The sequence below is a fragment of the Streptomyces populi genome (assembly GCF_002911015.1).
In the GTDB taxonomy this organism is placed as follows: Bacteria; Actinomycetota; Actinomycetes; order Streptomycetales; family Streptomycetaceae; genus Streptomyces; species Streptomyces populi.
This window is the reverse complement of record NZ_KZ626874.1, coordinates 13,764-34,439: the sequence shown is the minus strand read 5'-3', so window position 1 is coordinate 34,439 and position 20,676 is coordinate 13,764. Positions and strand designations below refer to the sequence as shown.

The 20,676-nt window shown below is 70.7% G+C and carries 15 protein-coding genes and 1 pseudogene; 4 read left to right on the top strand and 12 right to left on the bottom strand.

Annotated elements, in window-relative coordinates; translation table 11 throughout:
* Nucleotides 1–125 precede the first annotated feature (125 nt).
* The 7 genes from CW362_RS19330 to CW362_RS19300 all read right to left on the bottom strand — a co-directional run bounded on the left by CW362_RS19330 (nucleotide 126) and on the right by CW362_RS19300 (nucleotide 10,528).
* The gene (locus tag CW362_RS19330) at nucleotides 126–1,127 is read right to left on the bottom strand and encodes a sugar phosphate isomerase/epimerase family protein (protein ID WP_103550766.1); all 1,002 of its coding nucleotides are present in this window, start codon (nucleotides 1,125–1,127) and stop codon (nucleotides 126–128) included.
* Between the two features lie 12 nt (nucleotides 1,128–1,139).
* The gene (locus CW362_RS19325) at nucleotides 1,140–2,378 is read right to left on the bottom strand and encodes a Gfo/Idh/MocA family protein (RefSeq protein WP_103550765.1); all 1,239 of its coding nucleotides are present in this window, start codon (nucleotides 2,376–2,378) and stop codon (nucleotides 1,140–1,142) included.
* A gap of 136 nt (nucleotides 2,379–2,514) precedes the next feature.
* Nucleotides 2,515–3,561 (bottom strand): substrate-binding domain-containing protein, encoded by a 1,047-nt coding sequence (locus tag CW362_RS19320; RefSeq protein ID WP_103550764.1) that lies wholly within the window; start codon nucleotides 3,559–3,561, stop codon nucleotides 2,515–2,517.
* Between the two features lie 143 nt (nucleotides 3,562–3,704).
* Complete coding sequence (locus CW362_RS19315; RefSeq protein WP_103550763.1) at nucleotides 3,705–4,736, bottom strand: ABC transporter permease; 1,032 nt, start codon at nucleotides 4,734–4,736, stop codon at nucleotides 3,705–3,707.
* Entirely contained in the window at nucleotides 4,733–6,256 is a 1,524-nt protein-coding gene (locus CW362_RS19310; protein ID WP_103550762.1) for a sugar ABC transporter ATP-binding protein, read from the bottom strand. Before CW362_RS19310 ends, CW362_RS19315 begins: the two co-directional genes overlap by 4 nt.
* Before the next feature lie 406 nt (nucleotides 6,257–6,662).
* A complete protein-coding gene (locus CW362_RS19305) occupies nucleotides 6,663–7,844 on the bottom strand; it encodes an ROK family transcriptional regulator (RefSeq protein ID WP_103550761.1) in 1,182 nt (393 codons plus the stop codon).
* Between the two features lie 287 nt (nucleotides 7,845–8,131).
* Complete coding sequence (locus tag CW362_RS19300; protein ID WP_103550760.1) at nucleotides 8,132–10,528, bottom strand: RICIN domain-containing protein; 2,397 nt, start codon at nucleotides 10,526–10,528, stop codon at nucleotides 8,132–8,134.
* 490 nt (nucleotides 10,529–11,018) lie between these two features.
* On the opposite strand from CW362_RS19300, the gene CW362_RS19295 reads away from it, so the two are divergent.
* The 3 genes and pseudogenes from CW362_RS19295 to CW362_RS44560 all read left to right on the top strand — a co-directional run.
* Nucleotides 11,019–13,868 (top strand): carbohydrate-binding protein, encoded by a 2,850-nt coding sequence (locus tag CW362_RS19295; RefSeq protein ID WP_103550802.1) that lies wholly within the window; start codon nucleotides 11,019–11,021, stop codon nucleotides 13,866–13,868.
* A gap of 60 nt (nucleotides 13,869–13,928) precedes the next feature.
* The gene (locus tag CW362_RS19290) at nucleotides 13,929–15,674 is read left to right on the top strand and encodes a ThuA domain-containing protein (protein WP_103550759.1); all 1,746 of its coding nucleotides are present in this window, start codon (nucleotides 13,929–13,931) and stop codon (nucleotides 15,672–15,674) included.
* A gap of 86 nt (nucleotides 15,675–15,760) precedes the next feature.
* A pseudogene (locus CW362_RS44560) lies at nucleotides 15,761–16,143 on the top strand (helix-turn-helix domain-containing protein); the annotation flags it as partial.
* Between the two features lie 146 nt (nucleotides 16,144–16,289).
* Here CW362_RS44560 and CW362_RS19280 read toward each other — a convergent pair.
* The 4 genes from CW362_RS19280 to CW362_RS19265 form a co-directional block, all read right to left on the bottom strand.
* Nucleotides 16,290–16,826, bottom strand: a complete 537-nt coding sequence (locus CW362_RS19280; protein ID WP_162684129.1) for a dihydrofolate reductase family protein — start codon at nucleotides 16,824–16,826, stop codon at nucleotides 16,290–16,292.
* Between the two features lie 244 nt (nucleotides 16,827–17,070).
* Nucleotides 17,071–17,448: a helix-turn-helix domain-containing protein gene (locus tag CW362_RS19275; RefSeq protein ID WP_206300995.1), complete on the bottom strand. Its 378-nt coding sequence runs from the start codon at nucleotides 17,446–17,448 to the stop codon at nucleotides 17,071–17,073.
* An 809-nt stretch (nucleotides 17,449–18,257) separates the two neighbouring features.
* Entirely contained in the window at nucleotides 18,258–18,590 is a 333-nt protein-coding gene (locus CW362_RS19270) for an AzlD domain-containing protein (RefSeq protein WP_167455625.1), read from the bottom strand.
* Nucleotides 18,587–19,270, bottom strand: a complete 684-nt coding sequence (locus CW362_RS19265) for an AzlC family ABC transporter permease (protein ID WP_103550756.1) — start codon at nucleotides 19,268–19,270, stop codon at nucleotides 18,587–18,589. Before CW362_RS19265 ends, CW362_RS19270 begins: the two co-directional genes overlap by 4 nt.
* A gap of 107 nt (nucleotides 19,271–19,377) precedes the next feature.
* On the opposite strand from CW362_RS19265, the gene CW362_RS19260 reads away from it, so the two are divergent.
* The gene (locus CW362_RS19260) at nucleotides 19,378–19,908 is read left to right on the top strand and encodes a helix-turn-helix domain-containing protein (protein ID WP_103550800.1); all 531 of its coding nucleotides are present in this window, start codon (nucleotides 19,378–19,380) and stop codon (nucleotides 19,906–19,908) included.
* 19 nt (nucleotides 19,909–19,927) lie between these two features.
* Here the strand turns inward: CW362_RS19260 and fabG are convergent, their stop codons facing one another.
* On the bottom strand, nucleotides 19,928–20,647 hold the full coding sequence (fabG, locus tag CW362_RS19255; RefSeq protein ID WP_103550755.1) for a 3-oxoacyl-ACP reductase FabG: 720 nt from the start codon (nucleotides 20,645–20,647) through the stop codon (nucleotides 19,928–19,930).
* Between the last annotated feature and the right edge of the window lie 29 nt (nucleotides 20,648–20,676).

Below are 20,676 nucleotides of genomic sequence, written 5' to 3'. Positions count from 1 at the left end.
GGCTCGCAGGTCTCGCAGGTCTCGCAGGTCTCGCAGGTCTCGCAGGTCTCGCAGGTGGAGAAGACGGCGGGCGGGGGGTACGACGCTTCCTCGCCCGCCGCCGGTTCATGGGCGGCGCTCGCGGCTCACGGGCCGGAGAAGGCGGCGTCGAAGGAGGCGCTCGGCGGGTCGAAGTCGAACCGCTTGAGGTGGGCGAGCGCCTCGGGGGCGCCCTGGAGCCGGTCCATGCCGGCGTCCTCCCACTCCACCGAGACCGGGCCCGCGTAGCCGATCGAGCGGAGCATCCGGAAGACGTCCTCCCAGGGGACGTCGCCGTGGCCGGCGGAGACGAAGTCCCAGCCGCGCCGGGGGTCGCCCCAGGGCAGGTGGGAGCCGAGGCGCCCGTTGCGCCCGTCGAGCCGTTTGCGGGCCTCCTTGCAGTCCACGTGGTAGATCCGGTCGCGGAAGTCGTAGAGGAAACCGACCGGGTCGAGGTCCTGCCACACGAAGTGGGAGGGGTCGAAGTTGAGGCCGAAGGCCGGCCGGTTCCCGACGGCTTCCAGGGCCCGTTTCGTCGTCCAGTAGTCGTAGGCGATCTCGCTGGGGTGCACCTCGTGGGCGAAGCGCACTCCCTCGGCGTCGAAGACGTCGAGGACCGGGTTCCAGCGCTCGGCGAAGTCCTCGTAGCCGCGCTCGACCATGTGCTCGGGGACCGGCGGGAACATCGCCACCAGGTGCCAGATGGAGGAGCCGGTGAAGCCGACGACGGTGTCGACGCCGAGCGCCGCCGCGGCCCGCGCGGTGTCCGCGAGCTCGCGGGCGGCCCGTCGCCGCACCCCTTCGGCGTCGCCGTCGCCCCAGATCCGGGCGGGCACGATCGCCCGGTGGCGCTCGTCGATCGGGTCGTCGCAGACGGCCTGCCCCACCAGGTGGTTGGAGACCGCCCAGCACCTCAGTCCGTACGCGTCGAGCAGTTCCCGTCTGCCCTTGACGTACGCCGGGTCGGCGAGGGCCTTGTCCACCTCGAAGTGGTCTCCCCAGCAGGCGAGTTCGAGGCCGTCGTAGCCGAAGTCGCGAGCGAGCCGGCAGACCTCCTCCAGGGGCAGGTCGGCCCACTGGCCGGTGAACAGCGTGAACGGGCGTGGCATCGGCTCTCCTCCTCAGACCTGTGCCTCAGCACGCTCGGCCCGCGGTGTCGGGGCGGGCGCGGGGACGGGGGTGTAGACGGCGTTCTTCGCCGCGCTCTCCTCCACGGCGGCCAGCACGCGCTGGACCTGGAGTCCGTCCGCGAACGACGGCACGGGGTCCGTCCCCGCGGCGACGGCCGTCACCAGGTCGCGCGCCTGGTGGACGAAGGTGTGTTCATAGCCGAGTCCGTGGCCGGGCGGCCACCAGGCCTCCAGGTAGGGGTGTTCCGCCTCGGTGACCAGGATCCGGCGGAATCCGGCGGTGGCCGCCGGTTCCCGGTGGTCGTGGAGGAGCAGTTCGTTGAGCCGCTCCAGGTCGAAGGCGAGGGAGCCCCGCTCGCCGTTGATCTCCAGACGCAGCGCGTTCTTGCGGCCCGGTGCCATCCGGCTCGCCTCGAACGTCGCGAGCGCGCCGGAGGCGAGCCGGCCGGTGAAGACGGCCGCGTCGTCGACGGTGACGGGGCCGCGCCCCGGGCCGCCGGAGGCGTGCAGTCCGGCCGACACCCCCGCGAGAAGGGGCCGTTCCCTGACGAACGTCTCCAGCTGTGCCGAGACCCCGACCAGCGGCTCCCCCGCCAGGAACTGTGCGAGGTCCACAATGTGCGCTCCGAGGTCCCCGAGCGCGCCGGAGCCCGCGTGCCGCCGCTGGAGACGCCAGGTCAGCGGGAAGTCGGGATCGACGAGCCAGTCCTGGAGATAGGTGAGGCGAAGGTGCCGCAGGGCGCCGAGCCAGCCGTCCGCGACGAGCCGGCGGGCGTGCGCGAGGGCCGGCACCCGGCGGTAGTTGAATCCGACCATGGCCACCTGGCCGCGCTCCCTGGCCCGGTCGGCGGCGACCGCCATGGCCTCGGCCTCGGCCACCGAGTTGGCGAGCGGCTTCTCGCACAGCACGTGCTTGCCCGCGTCGAGCGCGGCGATCGCGATCTCCGCGTGCCGGTCACCCGGCGTGCAGATGTCGACGAGCTGGACGTCGTCGCGGGCGATCAGCTCGCGCCAGTCGGTCTCCGCCGCGGCCCAGCCGTGTCTGTCGGCCGCCGCGCGCACGGCCTCGGGGTCCCGGCCCGCCACGGCGGCGAGCACCGGGCGCAGCGGCAGGTCGAAGACGCGGCCGGCGGTGCGCCAGCCCTGGGAGTGGGCGGCGCCCATGAACGCGTACCCGACCATCCCGATGCCGAGCGTCGGCGGGACCCTTTCGCTGTCCCTCTGTTCCACTTGGTCTCCTCTCGCAGACACCGGCCGTGACCGGTGGGGATGTCGGTTCCGCGGCGCGCGGAGAGCCGGGGCTCCGCCGGGCGGGGCGATCGGCCGTCGCACCGCCGCACACCCGGCCGGGCGGCGCTCGCGCCGGTCAGCTGAAGCCGGTGGGCAGGTAGTCGTCGACGTTCTCCTTGGTGACGACGGCGGAGTAGAGGGTGATCGAGGCGGGGATCTCCAGTTCGGCCATGCCGCCGACGCCCTTCTTCTGGCCGAGGGCGCGGGCGAGGTCGATCGCGGAGGCGGCCATGGTGGGCGGGTAGAGGACCGTGGCCTTCAGGACGCCGTCGTCGGCCTTGATGGCGTCCATGGCGGACTTGGCTCCGGCACCGCCGACCATGAGGAAGCCCTTGCGGCCGGCCTGGGCGATGGCGCGCAGCGCGCCGACGCCCTGGTCGTCGTCGTGGTTCCACAGGGCGTCGAACTTCGACTGGGCCTGGAGGAGCTGGGCCATCTTGGCCTGGCCGGACTCGACGGTGAACTCGGCGGCCTGGCGGGCGACCTTGCGGATGTTGGGGTAGTTCTTGAGGGCGTCGTCGAAGCCCTGGGTGCGCTGCCGGGTGAGTTCCAGGCTGTCCATGCCGGCGAGTTCGACGACGGTGGCGTCCTTCTTGTCCTTGAGCTTCTCGCCGATGAACCGGCCGGCGTTGAGGCCCATGCCGTAGTTGTCGCCGCCGATCCAGCAGCGGTAGGCCTGCGGGGAGGCGAAGATCCGGTCGAGGTTGACGACGGGGATGCCGGCCTTCATGGCCTGGAGGCCGACCTGGGTGAGTGCCTTGCCGTCGGCGGGCAGGACGACCAGGACGTCGACCCTCTTGTTGATGAGGGTCTGGACCTGGCCGATCTGGGCGGCGGTGTCGTTGGAGCCCTCGGTGATCTCGAGGGTGACGTCGGAGTACTTCTCGGCGCGCCGCTTGGCGTTCTCGTTGATGGCGTTGAGCCAGCCGTGGTCGGCCTGCGGGCCGGCGAAGCCGATGGTGACGGGGGCGCCGGGCTTGTCGTCGGCGGCGGGGCCCGCGTTCGTGGCGGGCTTCTGGTCCTTGGGCTCGTTGCTGGTGCAGGCGGTGAGGAGGGCGCCGGTGGAGACGGCGGCGCCGCCGAGGAGGAGGTGTCTGCGGCTGTGGACGCGGGATTCTGGCATGGCGGGTTTACCTCTTCGACTGGGCTTTCCGGGTGCGGGAGTTCCGGAACCGGGTGGTGGGGTCGGGGCCGTGCGGCGCCGAGCGAGGCGGTGACGGCGGCGCCGCACGGGGCTGTGGGCGTGGGACGCGGGGACGGGTGGGGTCAGTCGCCGCGCAGAGCGCGGTGCTGGACCAAGACGGCGGCGACGATGATCGCGCCCTTGGCGATCTGCTGGACGGCGCTCTCCAGGTTGTTCAGGGCGAAGAGGTTGGTGATCGTCGTGAAGACCAGGACTCCGAGGACGGAGCCGACGACCGTGCCGCGGCCGCCGCTGAGGAGGGTGCCGCCGATGATGGCGGCGGCGATGGCGTCGAGTTCGTAGAGGTTGCCGTTGGTGTTCTGGCCGGAGCCGGCCAGCACGATCAGCAGGAAGGCCGCGATGCCGCAGCACAGTCCGGAGAGCAGGTAGAGGTAGAGGCGCTGGCGGCGTACGTCGATGCCGGCGAGCCGGGTGGCCTCCGCGTTGCCGCCCACGGCCACCGTCCGGCGGCCGAAGGTGGTGCGGTTGAACAGGAGCCAGCCCACGAGGGTGACGGCGGCGAAGACGAGGACGAGCGGCGGGATCCCGAGGACGTAGGCGTCCTTGACGCCGAGGTCGAGCACGGACTCGACGGTCACGATCTGGGTCTTGCCGTCGGTGATCTGGAGGGCGAGACCGCGGGCGGAGGCGAACATGGCGAGGGTGGCGATGAAGGGGACCATCCCGCCGTACGCGATGAGCAGTCCGTTCACCAGGCCGCAGCCCAGTCCCACGGCCACGGCGGTGAAGAGGATGCCGGCGAATCCGTACTCCTGGGTCGCCACCGTGGTGGCCCAGACGGACGCCAGTGCCACGATGGCCCCGACCGACAGGTCGATGCCGCCGCTGGTGATGACGAAGGTCATGCCGACGGTGACGACGCCGATGACGGACGCCTGGGTCAGGACGAGTTGCAGATTGCTGACGGACAGGAACTCGTCGGGCCTGGTGACGCCCCCGACGGCCACCAGGACGGCCAGGACGCCGAGCAGGGACAGGGTGCGCACGTCCGGGCGGAGACCCGGCGGCCGGTGCGCCGCGCTCTTCCCGGCCGGTACGGGAGCGAGGGGTGTGGCCGGCGTGCCGTGCCCCGCCGGAGTGGTTGATTGCGTCATGCCGTCGGGCTTCCTTCCATCACGAGGTCGAGTACGCGGTGCTCGTCGAGCTCCCGGGCGTCGGCGGTGTGGACGACGTTTCCCTCGCGCAGCACCAGCACGCGGTCGGCGAGCCCCAGGACCTCGGGCACCTCGCTGGACACGAGGAGGACGGCGAGGCCCTCGTCGGCCAGCCGCCGGACGACGCCGTACAGCTCGGCGCGGGCGCCGACGTCGACGCCCCGGGTCGGCTCGTCGAGGAGCAGGACCTTGCAGCCGCGCAGGAGCCAGCGGGCGAGGACCGCCTTCTGCTGGTTGCCGCCGGACAGGGTCCGGATCCGGGCGTCGGGGTCGTCGGGCCGCAGGGACAGTTCGCGGGTCGTCCGCCGGGCGGCGTCGCGTTCCCGCTGCTGGTCGAGCCAGCCGCCGCGGGAGAAGCGGGAGAGGGTGGAGACCGTGACGTTGCGGGTGACGGACTCCATCGGCAGCAGGGCCTGCGCCTTGCGTTCCTCGGGGGCGAGGCCGACGCCGGCGCGGACGGCCGCGCGGACGCTGCCCGGCCGCAGGGGGACCCCGTCGACGAGGACGCGTCCGCCGGTCGGCCTGCGCGCGCCGTAGACCGTCTCCAGGATCTCGGAGCGTCCCGATCCGACGAGTCCGGCGAGGCCGACGATCTCGCCGGGGCGCAGTTCCAGGTCGAGGGGGGCGAACTCCCCTTTCCTGGTGAGCCCTTCGATACGCAGTACGGGTTCGGCCGTGGCGGGGGCGTCCTGCGGGGACCGCTCCGGGAAGACGTACTCGACGCTGCGCCCGGTCATCAGCGTGACGACCTCGTCGGTCGAGGTGGACTTCGCGGGCAGTCCGCCCGCGACGGTCCTGCCGTCTTTGAGAACGGTGACCCGGTCGCCGATCCGGCGGATCTCCTCCAGGCGGTGGGAGATGTAGACGACGGCGACGCCTTCGGCGGTCAGGTCGCCGACGGTCCGGAAGAGGTTGTCGACCTCGTCCGGGTCGAGGGCGGCGGACGGCTCGTCCATGACGATGAGGCGCACGTCGTGGGAGAGCGCGCGGGCCATGGAGACGATCTGCCGCTGGGCGGCGGAGAGTTCGCCGGCCCGGCGCGCGGGGTCGATCTCGCCGTGGCCGAGGCGTTCGAGCAGTCGGGCGGCGGCGGTGCGGGCGGTTCGTGTCCGGACGACGAAGCCCGCGGTGGTGGGCTCGTGGCCGAGGAAGACGTTCTCGGCGACGGACAGGCCCTCGACCAGGTCGAGTTCCTGGTAGATGGTGGCGATGCCGAGGCGCATGGCCGCGATCGGGGAGCCCGGCGTCACCTCCTGTCCACACCAGGTGATCCTGCCCCCGTCCGGCTGGTGGGCGCCGGCGAGGACCTTGATCAGGGTGGACTTGCCGGCGCCGTTCTGGCCGAGGACGCAGTGGACTTCCCCGGCCCGGACCTCCAGGTCGACGCCGTCGAGGGCGCGGACTCCGGGAAAGGACTTGGTGATGCCGGACATGGTGAGCAGGGGCGGTTCTGGTGCCATGGGGATTCCTCGGCTGTTGCGGGCCGTGAACGGGCAGGGCGGACGCGAGAGCGGGGGCGTGGCGGGGTGTTCCGACGGCGGTGCGGCCGTCGGGGCGGAGGAGCACGCACGTCGGAGGGCGGTCCTGCCGTGTGCGGTGAGATGCGGTGCGGTGCCGCGGCTTCGCGCGGGTGGTGCGGCTACAGGGTGCGGACGTACGGGAAGTACGGGTGGTACGGCGGTACGGGTGCGGGTGCGGGTGCGGCAGGTCGTACGGGTGTGCCTGTTGCTCAGCACCTCGCGGGGCTCACATGCTGGACACCGCGCGGTGCTTGCGTGCTCGGCGCCTCGCGGTGCCGACGTACCGGACGCCTCGCGGTGCCGGCGTGTTGGGTGTCGGGCACCTCTCGGTGCCGACCGACTCGGATCAGGCCGGTGAGAACAGGTGGTCGCTGATGAGCCGGGCCGCGCCGATCACACCGGCGGTGGAGCCGAGTTCGCCCAGGACGATGGGCAGGTTCCTGGTCGCGAGCGGGAGGGAGCGCCGGTACACCTGGGTCCGCACGCTCGCCAGCAGCGTGTGCCCGAGTCCCGTCACCCCGCCTCCGATCACGACCATGCCGGGGTTGAAGAAGCTCACGAGGCCGGCGATGACCTGGCCGACCCGGTCACCGCCCGCCCGGATCAGTTCCAGGGCCATGGCGTCCCCCGCCGCGGCGGCCGCGGAGACGTCCGCCGCGGTCAGCGTGCCGACGGCTTCCAGCCGGGCGGCGAGGGCGACCGAGCGTCCCTCGCGCGCCGCGTCCTCGGCGTCGCGGGCGAGCGCGGCGCCGCCGAAGTGGGCTTCCAGACATCCCCTGTTGCCGCAGCCGCAGGCCCGGCCCTCCGGGTCGATCTGGATGTGCCCGATGTCGCCTGCGCTCCCCGTCGTGCCGCGGTGGACCTCTCCGCCGACGACGATGCCGCAGCCGATGCCGGTGCCGATCTTGACGTACAGGAAGTCGCCCACGGACCGGGCGACGCCCGCGTGCTGCTCCCCCATGGCCATCAGGTTCGCGTCGTTGTCGACCATCACGGGGCATCCCAGGTCCTGGCTGAGTGCCTCCCGGACGGGGAAACCGTCCCATCCGGGCATGATCGGCGGAGCCACCGGGACGCCCTCGGGGAAGCGGACGGGGCCCGGTACGCCGATGCCGGCACCGTCCAGTCCGTCCGTCAGCCCCGTCGCCTTGAGCTTGCCGACCATCGACAGGACCTGCTCGAAGACCGCGACGGGGCCTTCCCGCACGTCCATGGAGTGGTTGAGGTGTCCCAGGACCTCCAGTTCGGCGTTGGTCACCGCGACGTCGATCGAGGTCGCGCCGATGTCGACGCCGAGGAAGCGCAGTTCGGGCGCGAGGCGGATGTTGTGCGAGCGGCGTCCGCCCCGGGAGGCGGCGAGGCCGTCCGCGACGACGAGGCCGGTCTCCAGGAGCCGGTCCACCTCGACCGCGAGCTTGGAACGGGAGAGGTCGATCCGGTCGCCCAGCTGGGCGCGCGAGTGGGGGCCGCCATCGCGCAGCAGCCGGAGCAGCCGCGTCTGGTGTGCGTTCGCGGGGCGAGCCGTCATGCGCCTCACGTGCCTCCCCCTTCCCTGTCGTCCGGGTCGAGCCGTCCGGGCACTTGCCCCGGTCCGGTCCGGAGGACGGGGTCCGCGTCCGTCCCCGGTGCGGGGAATCTCCGCGTCTCCCGTCCACTTCCGAGTGGAACGTAGCAGCGCTCCGCCCGGTGGGGAAGAACTTGCGCACAGATACGGTTCGACTTTTTCCTCATCAAGGACAAAGACGGGGGTGGGGACCGGGATCTCCCGGTCCCCACCCCTCACTTACGGTGCAACCACGTACGGCCGGGCCCGTGTCAGGGCAGGGTCCATTTCTGGGCGCCGGTGCCGTTGCAGGTCCACAGCTGGACCTTCGTACCGTCCGCGGTACCGGCGTTGTCGACGTCCAGGCACTTGCCGGACTGCGGGTTGCGCACGGTGCCGTCGGCCTGGCCCGCCCACTTCTGGGCACCGGAGTTGTTGCAGGTCCACAGCTGGACCTTCGTACCGTCCGCCGAGCCGCCGCCCGAGACGTCCAGGCACTTGCCCAGCGCCTTCACCGTGCCGTCGGCGGCCACCGTCCACTTCTGCGCGCCGGTGTTGTTGCAGGTCCACAGCTGGACCTTCGTACCGTCCGCCGCACCGGAGTTGTCGACGTCCAGGCACTTGCCCAGCGCCTTCACCTCACCCGTTCCGGGAGTTCCCCCGGGCACCTGGTTGAGCGTGTACCACGCCTCGGTGCTCCACAGGGACTCGCCGGTGGACGAGCTGAAGGGGCGGGGCGAGCGGACGTGGACCACCCGGTCGGCCTTGAGACCGGGGATGGTCAGGGTGACCGTTTTGCGGTCGGCGGAGAGGGAGGCCGACTGCGCGGTGAGCGCCTCCTCACCGATCTTGGGGCCGCCGTAGTCCGCGGTCGGCGTGTAACCCCACTGCTTGATCTTGTAGTGCTTGACCAGGTCGGTGGCCGTCTCCGTCGAGAGCGGCTGGGTGTACTCCAGGGCGAAGCCGCCCGGTACGGCGCGCATGGCGCGGATGTCGAAGGCGTTGGAGCCGTTCGGCGTCAACTTCTGCAGCCCGTACTTGAGTTTGCCCTCCTGGCCCCAGTTTCCGTCCGCGCCCAGCCCGCCCGCGTACAGCGCGCCGTCGGGACCGACGCTGATCCGGGTCACGCCCGCCTCCAGGCCCTGGGTGAGCCGGAAGACCGCGCCCTGGTACTCGCCGCCGACCTTCTCCAGGAAGCCGCGCTGGATCCCTCCGTACGTCACGTCGCCGAACAGCATCTGCCCGGCGAACGGGCCCTCGGTCAACTGGAGGGGGGTGCTGGGCGAGTTGGCGATCTCGTTCTGGGGCAGCCAGAGCACCGGCTTGGTGACCGGCTTGGAGTCGAACGGTCCGGCCGGGTTGGTGTAGTGGTTGAAGAACCGGCCCTGCTTGACGTGGAGCAGTTTCGACGAGGGCAGCCAGCCGCCCTGGTTGTCGGTGACGAAGATGTCGCCTTCGGGGCCCCATCCGATGCCGTTGGGGGTGCGCAGCCCTCCGGCGACGTAGGAGACCTCTCCGGTCTGCCGGTTCACCTTGATGGTGGTCCCGCGGTTCGCCGCCGGCTGCGGGTTCGTGGTCGCTCCGCCGTAGTTGATGGAGACCGACAGGTTCAGGTAGAAGAACCCGTCCTTGTAGAGCAGGCCGAAGGCGAACTCGTGGAAGTTGCCGCCGAAGGGCCAGGTCGCGACCCGCCGGTACTGGTCGGTGACCTCGTCACCGTTGGTGTCGTTCAGTTCGGTCAGTTCGTGTTTCTGCGAGACGTAGAGCTTGCCGTCGACGTACTTGATCCCCATGGGTTCCTTCAGGCCCGAGGCGATCTTCTTCGTCGTGACCCTGCCGGGGCCGGTGTCGCCCGTGACGTTGGACAGCAGGTAGACCTCTCCCGCGGTGTTGTCGCTGCCGCCCCAGGTGGTCACGGCCAGGCGGCCGTCCGGCAGCCAGTCCATCGCGGAGATCTGCGGCTGGAAACCGCTGGGCCTGAGGTCGGTGAGGGTGTAGTCGGGGTGCACTCCGGTCAACGGCAGGCCGTCGCCGGGAGAGTCCGCGCCGGTCTCGCACTCCTTGCGGCCCGGTGCGGTCACGCGGACGACGCCCGCGTCCGTGCTCAGCGCCGAGTTCGGTACGACCGCGAAGCCGGTGGCGCCCGGCGGCTTCCACGACAACGTTATCTGCTGGCCTCCGTCACGCTCGAAGTGCTCGATGCGCAGCGCGTGGAGGCCCGCCGTCAGGTTCACGGTCGCGTCCTTGGGGTCCGGACCGTGCAGTCCGTCGTGGTCGATCACCACCTGGTCGTCGATCAGGAGGCGGGAGCCGTCGTCGCTGATGAGGCGGAGGGTGTAGCTGCCCGTCTGCGGGGCGGTGAGGTTGCCGATGACGTGGGTGACGAAGTTGCTCTCCAGGCCGAAGTCGTCGACCGAGGACCAGTCGATCACCGGCTTCAGCTTGTCGATGTTGGGGGTCTGGCCCGGCTTCAGCGTGCAGATTCCGCTCATCGGGGCCTGGATGTCGAAGACCCGGAGCGTGACGCCGGGCTCCTGCGGGGGCAGCTCCGCGGACCCGGACGCCTCCGCGGGGGCCGGCGTCGCCGACAGACCGAGGGTGAGGAGCGAGACGACGAGTGCTCCGACCAGGCGTCTGGCCGGCTGACGGGGGTACAGCCGTGGATACACGTGACCTCCTGACGACCCCTCGGAACCGAGGGGCCCGATCGGGTAAGTGGGGGTACCACTGCCGGAGCGCGCCGTCGCCCCGGACACGGAGGTGCCACGGGCGGAGGTTCCCAACGGGTCCGCACCGTTGCGTCGGACACAGTAGGGACTTCCCCCATCACCGTCCATGCTTTGTCCTGAATGCAGTCAAAGCTCCGACCACTTGGCCGCGCGGTCGATCAACTCCGCCCAGCAAAGGGCCCGTTGGCCACAACCAGCCGGTCGGACGATCCGCCCGGCCGAACGCGGCGAGCACTTTGTCCCGATCATGGAGAAAGTTGCGAGAACATGCGCGCACCGGGTTACCGAGTTCGACAAAGCCCGCTAACTTCCTTGAAACCAACCGGTCACGGAACCGCGGACCGGCCCCCACGGCGTGACGGCGCGCGCCGGCGAGCACCCCCGGCAGACCGACGAGGCTGCCGCCACCCCCACACGTCGGGAGACCTCCGTGCGCACGAGAAGGCTCAGACATCAACGTGTCCGCTTACTGATCACCGCCGTGGTGTGCACCGCCGGCTGCCTGCTGCCCGTGTCACCGGCCGGCGCCGCGCCCGCGCACCACGGCGGCGAGACCCGTGCATCGGCAGCGCCGGAGTTCCAGCAGGTCACGCTCGCCAAGGGCGTGGCCGAGACGGGCGAGCCCATGACGCTGACGGTCCTCCCCGACCGCTCCGTCCTGCACACGTCGCGCGACGGCACGCTCCGGCTGACGAACTCCGCGGGAACCACCATCGTGGCGGGCAGGCTCGACGTGTACGACCACGACGAGGAGGGGCTGCAGGGCGTGGCGGCGGACCCGGCCTTCTCGTCCAACCGGCAGGTCTACCTCTACTACGCCCCCAGGCTCGGCACTCCGGCCGGAGACGCGCCCGCGAACGGCACGGCCGCCGACTTCGCCCCGTTCGACGGGGTCAACCGGCTGTCCAGGTTCGTCCTGAGGACCGACGGCACCCTCGACCTCGGCAGCGAGAAGAAGATCCTCGACGTACCGGCCTCCCGCGGCCTGTGCTGTCACGTCGGCGGCGACATCGACTTCGACGCGGCCGGCAACCTGTACCTGTCGACCGGCGACGACACCAACCCGTTCGCCTCGGACAGCTACTCCCCCCTCGACGAGCGCCCCTCCCGCAACCCCGCCTACGACGCGCAGCGTTCCTCGGGCAACACCAACGACCTGCGCGGCAAGGTCCTGCGGATCAAGGTCGCCGCCGACGGCTCGTACACGGTGCCGAGCGGCAACCTCTTCCCGCCCGGCACCGCGAGGACCCGTCCCGAGATCTACGCGATGGGCTTCCGCAACCCCTTCCGGATGAGCGTCGACAAGGCCACGGGAGTCGTCCACCTCGGCGACTACGGCCCCGACGCCGGCAGCGCCAGTCCCTCGCGCGGCCCCGCCGGCCAGGTGGAGTTCAACCGGATCACCAGGGCGGGCAACTACGGCTGGCCTTACTGCACCGGGGACAACGACGCCTACGTCGACTACGACTTCGCCACGGGCGCCTCGGGTTCCGCGTTCAACTGCGCCGCCCCGAGGAACACTTCTCCGAACAACACCGGTCTCACCGACCTGCCGCCCGCCCAGCCCGCCTGGATCCCCTACGACGGCGGATCCGTACCGGAGTTCGGCAACGGCTCGGAGTCCCCGATGGGCGGCCCGGTCTACCGCTACGACGCGGCCTCCACCTCCGAGGTGAAGTTCCCGCAGACCTACGACGGCGACTACTTCGCCGGCGAGTTCGGCCGCCGCTGGATCAAGCGCATCAAATCCGGTACCGACGGCACCGTCCAGTCCATCAACGCGTTCCCCTGGAGCGGCACCCAAGTGATGGACATGGCCTTCGGCCCGGACGGCGCCCTGTACGTCCTCGACTACGGCACCGGGTACTTCAACGGGGACGAGAACTCCGCCCTGTACCGGATCGAGCACGTCACGGGCGGTCTCGCCCCCATCGCCCAGGCCGGTGCGAACGTCACCTCCGGCAAGGCGCCGCTGACCGTCTCGTTCTCGTCGGCGGGCAGCTCCGACCCCGACGGCGACGCCCTCGCCCACGCCTGGACCTTCGGCGACGGCAGCACCTCCACGGCCGCCGACCCCTCCCACACGTACACCGCCGACGGCCAGTACACGGCCACGCTGAAGGTCACCGACAGCACCGGCAGGTCGGCGACCGCCTCGGTGCGGATCACGGTCGGCAACACGGCGCCCACGGTCAGGCTGGACCTGCCCGCCGACGGGAGCATCCACGACTTCGGCGCGGCGATCCCCTTCAAGGTGACGGTGACCGACCCCGAGGACGGCACGATCGACTGCTCCAGGGTGAAGGTCACCTTCGTCGTGGGGCACGACAGCCACGGTCACCCGCAGACCTCGGCCACCGGCTGCACGGGCACCCTGCAGACCCTGGCGGACGGGGAGCACGACCCCAACGCCAACGTCTTCGGCGTCGTCGACGCCGAGTACACCGACAAGGGCGCGGGCGGCCAGCCCGCACTCACCGCGCACGACCAGCACGTCACCCAGCCCAGCCACCGTCAGGCCGAGCACTACGGCGATTCGTCGGGGGTCCAGATCGTCACCCACGCCCCCGCGCACGGCGGAAGGACCGTCGGCTACATCGAGAACGGCGACTGGGTCGCCTTCCGGCCGTACGTCTTGCAGAACGCGGACCGTTTCACCGCCCGGGTCTCCTCGGCGGGAGCGGGCGGCACGATCGAGGTGCGCGCCGGCTCGCCGACCGGCACCCTGCTCGGCACGGCCGCCGTACCGGTCACCGGCGACTGGGAGACCTTCCAGGACGTGACCACCGCACTCACCGACCGGCCGACCGGTTCCACCACCCTCCACCTCGTCTTCAAGGGCGGCAGCGGTTCGCTGTTCGACGTGGACGAGTTCTCCTTCACGACCTCCGGCGGCACCCGTTCGGGTGAGGTGAAGGGGGTGGGTGGCAAGTGCCTGGACGTCTCGGGCGGTGCCTCGGCGGACGGTACGAAGGTCCAGCTGTGGACCTGCAACAACACCGGCGCCCAGAAGTGGACGGTGGCCGCCGACGGCACGGTGAAGGCCCTGGGCAAATGCCTGGACGTCTCGGGCGGCGGCTCGGCGGACGGTACGAAGGTCCAGCTGTGGACCTGCAACAACTCCGGTGCCCAGAAGTGGGCGGGCCAGGCCGACGGCACCGTGCGCAACCCGCAGTCCGGCAAGTGCCTGGACGTCGACAACGCCGGTACCGCGGACGGTACGAAGGTCCAGCTGTGGACCTGCAACGGCACCGGCGCCCAGAAATGGACCCTTCCATAGCCCTTCCGCAGATCTCCTGCAACCCTTCCGCAGACCTTCCGTAGAAAGGAGGCGATCGTCATGCGCACCCCTCTCACCGCGGTTCTCGGCCTGCTCGCCGGCGCCGCGCTCGCTCTGGCCCCGCAGGCCTCGGCACTGCCCTCGACGGCGAGCCCTTCCGTCGCCGTGGAAGCGCGCACGGCGGCCGATCCCGCGTACAAGGTCCTCGTCTTCTCCAAGACGGCCGGTTTCCGGCACTCCTCGATCGACGAGGGCGTCGCGGCCCTGCGCGACCTGGGCGCGGCGAACAACTTCACCGTCGACGCCACCGAGGACGCGCAGGCCTTCACCACTGGCAACCTCGGCCAGTACGGGGCGGTCGTCTTCCTGTCGACGACCGGTGACGTGCTGGACGCCGCCCAGCAGACCGCGTTCGAACAGTACGTCCAGGGCGGCGGCGGGTACGTCGGCGTGCACGCCGCCGCCGACACCGAGTACGACTGGCCCTTCTACGAGGGCCTGGCCGGAGCCCTCTTCCACTCGCACCCGGCCGTCCAGTCCGCCACCGTCAAGGTGGAGGACCGGGCGCACGACGCCACCGCCCACCTGGGCGGCACCTGGCAGCGCACGGACGAGTGGTACAACTACCGCACCAACCCGCGCACCACCGCCCACGTCCTGGCCTCCCTGGACGAGTCCAGCTACTCGGGCGGGAACATGTCCGGCGACCATCCGATCGCCTGGTGCAAGGACTACCAGGGCGGCCGGGCCTTCTACACCGGAGGCGGTCACACCGACGAGTCGTACGCCGAACCCGCCTTCCGCCGGCACCTCCTCGGCGGGATCCGCTGGGCCGCCGGGATGACCGACGCCGACTGCCGTCCGGAGACCGGGTACACCTCCCTGTTCGACGGCTCCTCCACCACCGGGTGGAAGCAGGCGGGCCCCGGTGGCTTCGCCCTCGCCGACGGCACCCTCACCTCCCAGGGCGGGATGGGCATGCTGTGGTACTCCGCCAAGGAGTTCACCGGCGACTACTCCCTCAAGCTCGACTGGAGAACGGCCGGGGACGACAACTCCGGTGTCTTCGTGGGCTTCCCGGCCTCCGACGACCCGTGGTCCGCGGTGAACAACGGCTACGAGATCCAGATCGACGCCACCGACTCGGCCGACCGCACCACCGGCGCCGTCTACGGCTTCCAGTCCGCCGACATCGCGGCGCGCGACGCCGCGCTGAACCCGCCGGGCGAGTGGAACACATACGAACTCCGGGTCACCGGCGAGCGGCTGGAGATCTTCCTCAACGGCCGCAAGATCAACGACTTCACCAACACCGATCCGGTGCGGAGTCTGCGCCAGGGACACATCGGCCTCCAGAACCACGGGACCGGCGACGACGTCTCCTTCCGCAACATCCGGATCAAGCAGAACGCAGGCCAGCCCGAGCCCCGTTCGGGTGAGGTGAAGGCGCTCGGCAAGTGCCTGGACGTCGACAACGCCGGCACCACGGACGGCACGAAGGTCCAGTTGTGGACCTGCAACAACACCGGCGCCCAGAAGTGGACGGTGGCCGCCGACGGCACGGTGAAGGCCCTGGGCAAGTGCCTGGACGTCTCGGGCGGCGGCTCGGCGGACGGTACGAAGGTCCAACTCTGGACGTGCAACGGTACCGGCGCCCAGAAATGGACCGCCCAGACCGACGGCGCCGTACGCAACCCGCAGTCCGGCAAGTGCCTGGACATCTCGGGCGGCGGTACCGCGGACGGCACGAAGGTCCAACTCTGGACGTGCAACGGCACCGGCGCCCAGAAATGGACCCTGCCCTGACAGGAGGGTGACCAGCACCCACCCGTATGTGCTCCGCCGCCCCTGGTTACGGTTCCCCCTTCACGTCACCAAGGGCGGCGGAGCACATGCGGGTGCGCGCGCATCGCGGGCAGATTCCGTCGCCGGGTAGGCCGACGGTGGCCTGGCGTGAGGACAGGATCAAGTTCTGGGCAGCGATTGCTCGCGGGGCCAAGACCGAGGACGCGTGTGCGGTCGCGCGCGTGTCGGGACCGGTGGGGTTCCGTTGGTTTCGGCACGCCGGCGGCGTGAATCCGTGTCTTCCTTCCGAAGTGTCCGGGCGGTACTTGTCGTTTGCTGAGCGGGAGGACGTCGCGCTCTGGCATACGCAGGGCGTCAGCGGTCGCGAGATCGCTCGCAGGCTGGGGCGGGTCCCGTCGACCATCTCGCGCAAGCTGCGTCGCAATGCATCTACCCGCACGTACAAGCTGGCTACCGGGCATCGACTGCGTAGCGGCACGCCGCGCCCGGCGTCCCGGTCACCGCGCTGCCCGTCGCGGACGTGGGCGAGCCGTACGAGAACACCTTCGCCCTGGAGGCCCTCTGGCGCGTCTTCGTGGCTTCGCTGCGGATCTGGGCGCAGGCCGGACCGGGGTTTTAGGCCGCCGCGCCCAGACGGTAGTGCAGGTGCACCACGCCGCTGCCGAAGGTGTGGGTTCCCGCCAGGGTCATGTCCACCCGCTTACCGTGCTCGAGGAACAGTCGGGTGCCGGTGCCCAGGACGATCGGGAACAGCATCAGGTGCAGGTCGTCCAGCAAACCGGCCTCCAGCAGCGCGCGGACCACGGAGATGCTGCCGGAGGTGTTGATGTTCCGGCCCGGGGTGTTCTTCAGTGTGCTGAGCCGCTCGATAAGGTCGCCGTCCACGATCTCGCTGTTGTTCCACTCCGCTGCGGTGAGCGTCTGCGAGGCGACCGGCTTGCGCATCCCGTTGAAGGCGTCCGCCATCGGCCCGGTCTGCTGCGACCAGTAGCCGGCGAACTCCTCGTAGGTGGTGCGCCCCACCTGCCTGAAGGGCTCACCGCTCACGAAGCCCTCGATGTTCCCCGAACCGGACAGCACCGAACCCCAGTAGGTTCCCAGCGGCGTGCAGGACGACGATGTCCGCGGTGCCTTCCACGAACGGCCGGCCACAGCCGCCGGTCCCGGCATGGTTGCAGGGACGGGGCAGCCGACCGGAGAGCTGCTACCACCGCGTCACGCTGGACGCGAGGCGCTACGTGGTCGACAACGACATCAAGCGGGCCAGTCCGCTGGGTACACGCGGAAACGGGCGGGGCGGACCATCCGCGGTGCGGATCCTCGGCGGAGGGGCCGGCGGGGAGAGTCGCTGGTCCGTCCGTGACCGGACGCGGGCCGAGTGGCCCTGCCCAGGGAATCACGCACTCTCGGCGTGAGGTTGAGAAGCGCTCAGGGTGTGGCACCTGGTCGGGTCGGTGGCGCAAGGGACCGCGGCGTCGTGGGTGAGGATCTCCCAGGCGAATCCGACGATGCCGGCCTGGAGACGGGACTCCACGTCGAGTTTGGCCAGTATCTGGGCGACATGGGCCTTGGCGGTGCGCTCGGTGATGGCCAGCTGGGTCGCGATGGCCCGGTTCGACGCCCCCTTCGCCAGCATCCGGAAGACGTCGATTTCCCGCTCGGATAACAGCGGCACCCGTGTCAGAGCGGCGTCCCAGACAAGGTGGTGGACCAGGGCCGCCTGCCGGCCGGCGATGAGGTGGTGGGACGTCGTCAAGGATTCTGCGGTGTACATGACGGCTCCTCGGTGTCCTCTGGCTGATAGGGGTCGTCTCATGGGGTGAGTCTGCGCGCGTCAACACGGGCAGGCCTCGCCGGTGGGGCTCGCAGGGCGGATGGAAGGGTAGGCAGTCCAGCCGGTCGACCGCGCGGCATGGGGGTGGCGGACGGTGCGTCACCGTTCCGGGAATGAATGAGGGCAGACTCGGGGCACGTCGGGCAGGCCGATTCCCGGCCAGCCGAATTGCGCCGCCTAGCGTGTGGATTTCGGTCACTTCCGGTGGCGTAATCAGAGTCGGCTCGACCGACCCAGAACCAACCCGCCGATTCGCCTCGTTCCGGGCGGCTCGATATGGGCGCAGCAAATGGCGGAATTTCGTCCGCGATTTACCGGAGCTCCCTCGAAATTGCGGGCGGCCGCTAGGGCGCGGGGCCGACGTCGACGTCGGCAGGGAATTGCGGGCGCCTGCGGGGAGCGGGCGGCGAGGCGAACGACCGACGCGATCTGGGCATATGGCGGGATTCCTGCGCTGCGAGTAACGGAAGGAGTCCGGCTCCCCCACCCACGATGATTCCCCCCGAACATCTCGATGGAACGGCATCCCGAACAAAAGCCGAGCAACGCATACACGGGTGGCCGACCCCTGGAGATCGTCGCCTTACGTCAAGTTACCCATTTGTCACCGGGGCGAGCAATATCATGTCCAATATATGAGATAACTTGCTGAATTTCGCCATGCGGCTTGAATTCTCGGAAGGCGGTGAAATGGCCGAGAGCGCCCGGAGAGGTGCCTCCAGGCGCTCTTCGAGGGTGCTCGGGCGATGTCACGGAATGCCGGCGAGCCGCAGGAGCGCCGCCGCCCCGGCCGCCGCGAGGACGACGACCAGAAAGGGCGCCCTGCGCCAGGCGAGCACTCCGCCGACCAGTACCCCGATCGCCCGGGCCGCACCGGCGAAGCCGTCGCCCTCGGTGAGCGCCGCCGTGGCCGTCAGTGCGGCGAGCAGCACGACCGCCGAGACCTCCAGCAGCTTCTCGACCTGCTTCGGGAAGGTGACCTTCGCCCGCAGGGCAGGACCGGAGAGGCGCAGCAGGAAGGTTCCGGCCGCCAGGGCGAACATCGCCGCCAGCGTCGGCAGCAGGGGAAAGGGACCGCTCATCGCGCTGCTCCTTCGAGGCTCTTCACCCGGAACAGCGGCAGCGCGGCCAGCGCGACCAGGACCGGCAGCCCGGCCGGCAGGAAGGCGGTGAGGGCCAGCGCGATCACCGAGCCGGCCAGCGCGGTCCGCCGCAGCGCCCGGTCCTTCATCGCGGGCAGGATCAGGGCCAGGATCACCGCGGGGAACATGGCGTCCAGGCCGAGGGCATCGGTGTCCCGGACGACGCTGCCGAGCAGCGCGCCGAGCGCGGCGCCGACGGGCCAGCAGGCCAGGATGCCGAGGCCGCAGGCCCAGTACGCGGCCCGCTTGCGGGCGAGCCCCTCCTGGGCGATGGCGAAGACGACCGTCTCGTCGTTCATCAGGTGCGTGCCGAGCAACCTGCGCCAGCCCCGCCCGAGCACGTCGGGCACCGCCAGACCGAACGGCAGGTGGCGGGCGTTGACCAGCAGGCCCGCCAGCAGCGCGGCGATCGGGCTCCCCCCGGCGGCGATGATCCCGACGAAGAGGAACTCGGACGACGCCGCCAGGACGAGGGCGCCCATGAGCACCGGGAACCACCAGGGGAAGCCCGAGGTGACCGCGATGGCTCCGTACGACAGACCGATGACCCCCACGGCCATGCAGACGAGCGCGATGTCCCGCAACGGCCCCTTGCCCAGTGTTTCCCATAACGTACGCATGGCGTTTATAGTGAACACCCTGGAGGCTGTTCGTCAAGGCGAACGATTGACCATTGGAGCGAACACGCGTGTCCGACGTCGACCCCCCTCTCAAGCCGCCCCTGGCGATGATCGCCGCCTCCCTGCGGGCGGAACGGGTCCGGGCGGGGCTCTCCCTCACCGAGGTCGCCCGACGTGCCGGGCTCGCCAAGTCCACGCTCTCGCAACTGGAGTCCGGCACCGGCAATCCCAGCCTGGAGACGCTGTGGGCGCTGTGCGTGGCGCTGGAGATCCCCTTCTCCCGACTGCTGGCCGCCTCCCGTCCCCCCGTCCAGGTGATCCGCGCGGGCGAGGGACCGGCCATCGGTTCGGCGCAGAGCGATTACCGCGCCACCCTGCTGGCCGCCTCTCCCCCGGGGGCGCGGCGGGACGTCTACAGCATCGCGGCCGAACCGGGTCCGCAGCGCTCCTCCGCCCCGCACATGCCTGGCGTCGTGGAGCACGTCGTGATCGGCACCGGCCGGGCCCTGGTGGGCACCGCCGACGAACCGGTGGAACTGCACCCGGGCGACTACATCAGCTACCCGGCCGACGTCCCGCACGTCTTTCGCGCGCTGGAGCCCGGCACGCGCGCGGTACTCGTCTCGGAGCACTCCTGAGCACGCGCACGGCCCGGCTTCAGTGCCCCATGCCCCAGCCGCCGTCCACGGGCAGGACGGCCCCGGTGATGTAGGCGGCGTCCTCGGAGGCGAGGTACCGGACCGCGGCCGCCACCTCCGCCGGCTCTGCGCCGCGTCCCAGCGGTACCTTGCCCAGGACGGCCGCCCGCTGCTTCCCGTCGAGCACCTTGGTCATGTCGGTGTCGACCATGCCCGGCGCCACCACGTTGCAGGTGACCCCCCGTGTGCCCAGTTCGCGGGCGACGGACCGGGCGAAGCCGACCAGACTCGCCTTCGAAGCCGCGTAGTTGGCCTGCCCGGCCGCGCCCAGCAGGCCGACCGCCGAGGAGATCAGGACGATCCGTCCCCGCCGGGCGTCGACCATCTCCTCGGCGGCCCGCTTGACCACCCGGAAGACGCCCGTCACGTTGGTGTCCATCACGTCCGTGAAGTCCTTCTCGGCCATCCGCAGCAGCAGCCGGTCCCGGGTGATGCCGGCGTTGGCCACCAGCACCTCCACCGGACCGTGTGCCGCTTCCACCTCATTGAACGCCCGCTCCACCTGCGCGGAGTCGGTGACGTCGCAGGTGACGGCGAGGCAGCCGAGGTCGGTCGCGGCCCGTGGCGGTTCACCCGTGCGGTAGGTCAGCGAGACCTTGTCGCCGGCCTGCGCGAAGGCACGCGCCACGGCGAGGCCGATTCCCCGGTTTCCTCCGGTCACGAGGACCGAACGGCTCATGTCTTCCACGCACCCTTCTGTATCTTCGG

Bases quoted from the DNA above. Each gene is read 5' to 3' on its own strand.
- CW362_RS19310 (WP_103550762.1), bottom strand. From the start codon at position 6,256: ATGGCACCAGAACCGCCCCTGCTCACCATGTCCGGCATCACCAAGTCC.
- CW362_RS19265 (WP_103550756.1), bottom strand. From the start codon at position 19,270: ATGCGTACGTTATGGGAAACACTGGGCAAGGGGCCGTTGCGGGACATC.
- CW362_RS19315 (WP_103550763.1), bottom strand. From the start codon at position 4,736: ATGACGCAATCAACCACTCCGGCGGGGCACGGCACGCCGGCCACACCC.
- CW362_RS19305 (WP_103550761.1), bottom strand. From the start codon at position 7,844: ATGACGGCTCGCCCCGCGAACGCACACCAGACGCGGCTGCTCCGGCTG.
- CW362_RS19270 (WP_167455625.1), bottom strand. From the start codon at position 18,590: ATGAGCGGTCCCTTTCCCCTGCTGCCGACGCTGGCGGCGATGTTCGCC.
- CW362_RS19320 (WP_103550764.1), bottom strand. From the start codon at position 3,561: ATGCCAGAATCCCGCGTCCACAGCCGCAGACACCTCCTCCTCGGCGGC.
- CW362_RS19275 (WP_206300995.1), bottom strand. From the start codon at position 17,448: ATGTACACCGCAGAATCCTTGACGACGTCCCACCACCTCATCGCCGGC.
- CW362_RS19260 (WP_103550800.1), top strand. From the start codon at position 19,378: ATGATCGCCGCCTCCCTGCGGGCGGAACGGGTCCGGGCGGGGCTCTCC.
- fabG (WP_103550755.1), bottom strand. From the start codon at position 20,647: ATGAGCCGTTCGGTCCTCGTGACCGGAGGAAACCGGGGAATCGGCCTC.
- CW362_RS19330 (WP_103550766.1), bottom strand. From the start codon at position 1,127: ATGCCACGCCCGTTCACGCTGTTCACCGGCCAGTGGGCCGACCTGCCC.
- CW362_RS19290 (WP_103550759.1), top strand. From the start codon at position 13,929: ATGCGCACCCCTCTCACCGCGGTTCTCGGCCTGCTCGCCGGCGCCGCG.